At 58.2% G+C, this 4,912-nt stretch carries 5 protein-coding genes and 1 pseudogene; 3 read left to right on the top strand and 3 right to left on the bottom strand.

Going from position 1 to position 4,912, the window contains the following annotated elements; translation table 11 throughout:
* The coding region (locus QHC67_RS18505; RefSeq protein ID WP_319296610.1) for a nucleotidyl transferase AbiEii/AbiGii toxin family protein at positions 1 to 348 on the top strand (348 nt) is incomplete at its 5' end.
* 219 nt (positions 349 to 567) lie between these two features.
* Here the strand turns inward: QHC67_RS18505 and QHC67_RS18500 are convergent.
* Complete coding sequence (locus QHC67_RS18500) at positions 568 to 1,665, bottom strand: mandelate racemase/muconate lactonizing enzyme family protein (RefSeq protein WP_319296609.1); 1,098 nt, start codon at positions 1,663 to 1,665, stop codon at positions 568 to 570.
* On the opposite strand from QHC67_RS18500, the gene QHC67_RS19275 reads away from it, so the two are divergent.
* On the top strand, positions 1,640 to 2,056 hold the full coding sequence (locus QHC67_RS19275; protein WP_413818574.1) for a hypothetical protein: 417 nt from the start codon (positions 1,640 to 1,642) through the stop codon (positions 2,054 to 2,056). The genes QHC67_RS18500 and QHC67_RS19275 overlap by 26 nt on opposite strands.
* Positions 2,057 to 2,219: 163 nt before the next feature.
* The gene (locus QHC67_RS18490; protein ID WP_319296608.1) at positions 2,220 to 3,092 is read left to right on the top strand and encodes a helix-turn-helix transcriptional regulator; all 873 of its coding nucleotides are present in this window, start codon (positions 2,220 to 2,222) and stop codon (positions 3,090 to 3,092) included.
* 128 nt (positions 3,093 to 3,220) lie between these two features.
* On the opposite strand, the gene QHC67_RS18485 is transcribed toward QHC67_RS18490, so the two are convergent.
* Together QHC67_RS18485 and QHC67_RS18480 are read right to left on the bottom strand one after the other, a co-directional pair.
* Positions 3,221 to 4,093, bottom strand: a complete 873-nt coding sequence (locus tag QHC67_RS18485; RefSeq protein WP_319296607.1) for a TauD/TfdA family dioxygenase — start codon at positions 4,091 to 4,093, stop codon at positions 3,221 to 3,223.
* Positions 4,094 to 4,188: 95 nt separating this feature from the next.
* Positions 4,189 to 4,833, bottom strand: a pseudogene (locus tag QHC67_RS18480) (MFS transporter); the annotation flags it as partial.
* Between the last annotated feature and the right edge of the window lie 79 nt (positions 4,834 to 4,912).

The following is a 4,912-nucleotide window of genomic DNA, read 5'->3' as shown; positions in this document are numbered from 1 at the left end:
GATGCAGGACTATCTGAGAACCATCCTCACCGCCGAGCCCAAAGCCGCATGAACCCAAATTACGATGCGATCCTGTCAGCGGATCAGGATACCCGCGCAGGTCTCTTTACCGCGACCGCTCAGCGCCTCGGCACAACGCCGCAGAATGCCGAGAAGGACTTCTGGGTCTGCTGGACGCTCGATGCGCTTTTCAACGGACTTCCCGAAGGCCCGAGGCTGCTGTTCAAGGGTGGCACTTCACCGTCAAAGGGATTTGGCCTCATCCGCCGCTTCTCCGAGGACATCGACGTCACGGCTTCCGCGACGACCTCGGCGAAGCCGCGAGTGTCGAGGAGCTGCAGGCACTGAGCCGCAAGAAGCGCGATGCCGCGCTCGATGCGATCAAGGCGGCCTGCGAGGCCTATATCAACGGGCCGCTTCTGGAGCAGCTGTCCTCGATCGCTGCAGCGACCGCCGTACGGATGGGGCTGCCCGTCGACTGACTCCACATCACACCGCAGATGGAGACAGCCAGACGCTGCTGTCAACAACAAATCAGGCGTAGTCCCTGCCGCGTGAATTACATTTTCACCGGTCAACGCGAAGCCGATTGAGCCGTTGTTCATCGATATCCAAGCCGGTTCCTGGCCCTGGAGGCAATTTAAGCTTACCGCCGGTTATCGTCAGAGTGTCCCGCGTAATCCGATCATCAACATCGAGAAAGAACGACAGTTCAGACGAGCTCATAGAAGTGCTGTGATGGGCGGTCGCGAGATGCGCGCCCGCCAGGGTTCCCAGTTCGCTTTCGGCCTGACTTCCGACTACGACCTTCATCCCATGGGCTTCAGCAACGTGCATCACCTCCTTGGACTTCGTCACGCCAGTGCGTGCTGTTTTTATACTGACGATCCGACAATTCCCTAGCTCGGCCTCTCGCACGATCTCGTGTGGCAGAAAGGCGCTTTCGTCCAGCATGAAGGGCGTCCGGCACACTGCAGCAACCCTGCTACGCCCGACAGGATCGGTTCCGGGACACGGCTCTTCAATCCAAGCAAGTTGAAACTGATCCCACGTCGGCAATGTTCGCTCGGCGATTTCGGCCGAATAGCCCTGGTTGCAGTCAGCCGTCAGCTGCGCATCGGGCAATGCGTCGCGTACCGCGCCGATCATCGTGGTATCTCCTGCAGGATCAAGCCCGGCCTTGAGTTTGAACCAGGATATGCCAAGTCGTTCGTGCAGTTCGATCGCCTCTTCCGCCACCGCTTGGGGAGCGCTGGTGCCCAGAATATGGCAAACGGCGATCGGACCTCCAAACCCGCCGATGAGCTTGTATAACGGGATGTTCAGCAGCTTAGCGCAAAGATCATGCAGCGCGACGTCGATCCCCGCCTTGGCGCAATGGTTCCACGGAAGCACCGCCATGCGTCGCCAGGCCTCTTCGATGTTGAAGGGATCGAGACCCGCCAGCGCTGGAGAGAAGTAATCGTCGATAGCCGCGACAATGGATTTCGAGGTTTCACCATAGATCATCTGGCGTGCGGGGGCTTCGGCCCACCCTTCGGCCCCCTCGTCGCTAAGGATTCGAACCAGCACATGCTCCAGGTGCGAGAGACTTCCCGCCGCAAACTTTACGACATGCTTCAGTGGCAGGCGAAATGGAATGGCTTCGATCGATCTGATCTTCAATTTGACCCCTCCCGTAGCGCGCCATCTCGATTGTACCCCGCGGATCAGGCTCGCCGCGACGGCCACAGATCGATACATTATCCATAAGCTGGCAAGAATACAGTCCCATGGCCATGGGACGTTCTGCGGAAGCCTGATCGTGCCCAGGGAAGTGTTTAAGGAAATGGCTCCGGATGAGGTGGCCGGCGCCTCTCTCGTCGACCAATCCGCTCGAACGGGTCAACAAGCAGATCAAGTGCCAGGCCGATGGCATCGGCATCTTCCTGACATCACCACCGTCCGACTTCTCGGCGAACTCATGTTGAAGCAGAATGACGAACTGTCCCCCTCGCCGCACCGTGACGCTGAAAACGACCGCCGCTTGCGCAATAACCGCACATCAGCCACCTAGCATTGGCAGCCTGATCATCCTTGGCCCTGCCGAGGATCGCTGTTCATGCATCACGCCACGGAGCACTACCGAAGGCTTGATTAAAACCCTTTGTGAGCTTAGGCTCACAGCCACATAAAAGTGCCCAGCAGGAAGGGTCAGAAAAGCAAAAGGAGCGGTGTCAATGTTCGAAGAATCGGGCGTGTCGATTACCAACGCGTCGTCCGCTTTCCGCTATCTCCCATCCGTGATCGAAAGCATGGGCCATGACAGCTTCAGCCGAGAGCTGATAGATTTCCTAAATGCCGCTTATGGTGCGGAGCATTGTACGTTATTTCGCCTCAGCGATCAAAAGCCAAGCGAGATTTTCGCCGCCAGCCGAGATGGGTCGGATACAGCCCATCGCCAGTTCGACTTGTATGTTTCGCGTGCCTACTGGCGAGATGACAAGGGCATAGCAGCCGCATTGGATGGAGGCTCGACGGCCATGAGCGGAATGAGCCGCATAGATATTCGGGCGATGCCGGTAGGCGACCATCGTAGCCGTCTTTACGGAAGCACGCATATCCGTGAACGGGTGCTCTTGTGGGAGACTATCGGCGGCTGCACGATAGGGCTCAGCATATTGCGCCCGGAAGAACGCGGGTTGGCGACCGATGGCGAGATCGCCGAACTTGGCACGGTCTCCAGGGTCCTGATGGCAATCGCCAGCAAACACGCCGAGATGATCGAAAGCCGGTCCCGCTTCTCTCTCGCTTTGACATCCCTCGCAGAGATCGAGGAGACCATGAAATCGGCCAGCATCCAGCTGCCGAAGCGGGAAGCGCAAGTATGCGCTCGGATCGTATTTGGCATTTCGACGGCCGGTATCGCGGTTGATTTGGGTGTCGGTGAAGAAACGGTAATGACCTACCGGAAGCGTGCCTACCAGCGGCTATCGATCGGCAGTCAGCGCGAACTTCTGCTCTGGTATGTCGATCAATGGAGTGCGGTTGCCAGTTCTCGTTCGAAGTGGATGCCTGTGAAATCGCTAGGGACCGCTACGGTCAGGCATTGAGCCGATGACTGCCCGAACGTATCGGCGTACGTTCGGGCAGCTTGGAGCTTTTGCGGTGATTGGCATGATGCGCCCAGATTGTGGCACAAATTTCCACGGCTGTGAGGAAAGTGGCGTCCTGGCTGGCTTTAAGCGTAAACGCGCGGCGCTAGCGTCTCGCTTCGTTGCATCAGGCGGCGAAATTTAGACCGATCCCAACCTCGCGCGCTGTGTATCACCCCGCGGTTGTTCCAGATCAAGAGGTCATGCAGCTGCCATTTGTGCTTATAGATGAACTGCTCCTGGGTGGCATGATCGAAAAGTTGCTGCAGCAGCGCGGCGCCTTCCGTGGGATCCATGCCGATGATCTTGCCATCGGATGCCGCATGAGCGAGAAAAAGCGCCTTTTGGCCTCCCGGGATAGTGCGCACCAGCGGATGCACGGTGGCTCCCAGCTTCGTACCTTCCCATCCATCTGCCGCCTTGTTCTCGCTGGCATAGGGATGTGTCATCTCGAGCCCCTCGAGACGATCTTTCATGTCCTGGGATAAATTCTCATAGGCAGCTACCATCGAGGCATACCAAGTGTCGCCACGCTCGGGAGGAATTTCGAGCGCATGGAGAAGCGTGATATAATTGGGTTCGCTCTTGAACGATCCGTCACTGTGCCAAGGTTCACCTCCATCGCCGTAGGAGGCCGCGGCACTTTGGTCGGGTAGCTTGCTACCATCCATGGCCACATTACCCAGGCGCAGCAACCTCGGTTCGGTCGCCGATGCAAATGCCGGCTCGACGGGTGGGATAATGATCCCCAGCGCTTCGGTGAACGCCACGTGGGTGCTTTCACTCAGCTGCTGGCCGCGGAAGAGCAGGATCAGTTCGCGGTCGGCAAGATCCAGCAGGGCCTGCGCCATCGGTGCATCTACAGGCCTTTCGAAATCGAAGCCGATTATCTCGACGCCGAAGTTGCCCAGCGATTTGGTGTTCAGTGTTGCGGCAGCTTCTTGAGTGTTGGTCGACATTGCTTTCTCTCCTTGCTCGCATCCGTTCGAGCGTGTCGTATCGCGGTTCTGATAGTGATTTTTGATGATCCGATGTGTCCCCACTGTAAGGGACATTAGCTCACAACATCCTGCCGCAGCGTTCGCGCCGCAAGGAAGAGGTGGAACGCCGACCAGAAAGCCAACAAGCTGGCGAGCGTCAGCGCCGTCCGGCGGCCCAAGGATTGCGCCATTTCGCAGGCGACGTTCGCGGCAGCTGCATCGCCGCATAGCTGCCGGAAACTGCCACTCACATGATAGTCGAGAAGCAAGTCGGTCAGCCCACCAACCAGTGTCGGCCCCAGGCCGATTCCGACCAGATTGGTGAAGAGCAGAAAGATCGCGATCGCCGTAGCGCGCGAACGAGGGGTTGCCATGCTCTGCACCATCGCATGACCGGGTGCGAAAACCACGGAATTCATCGCCATCGACACGCAAAGCAGGACCAGAGACAGATTGGCATTGCTCACCCAATATGCGCCGCAGGCAAAGGGCAGGCCGATCAAAAGGCCGTAGGCGGGAATTCGGGCATATCCGCCGACATCAGCTTTGCGCGCGCGGTCGGCCAGATAACCGCCTAAGCTGATCCCCGCGACCCAGCCGATCCCGGTGACGATCCCCAGGCGCACGCCTATTTCGGCCAGGCTCAGACCGTGCACGCTGTTGTAGAAAAACCCAAGGAAATAGCCGATGCCGAAATTGAGCATCGCGGTGATGCAGCATCCGACCCAGGCTGTGTAGAAACGCGATCAGCAGATCTGTGCGGGTTTACCGTTTGCGGTGGAGCAACGAGATTTGTTA

This window comes from Sphingobium sp. (genome assembly GCF_033795625.1).
Lineage (GTDB): Bacteria > Pseudomonadota > Alphaproteobacteria > Sphingomonadales > Sphingomonadaceae > Sphingobium.
Note: the sequence above shows the minus strand (reverse complement) of the source record. Positions and strands in the feature narration are given on the sequence as shown.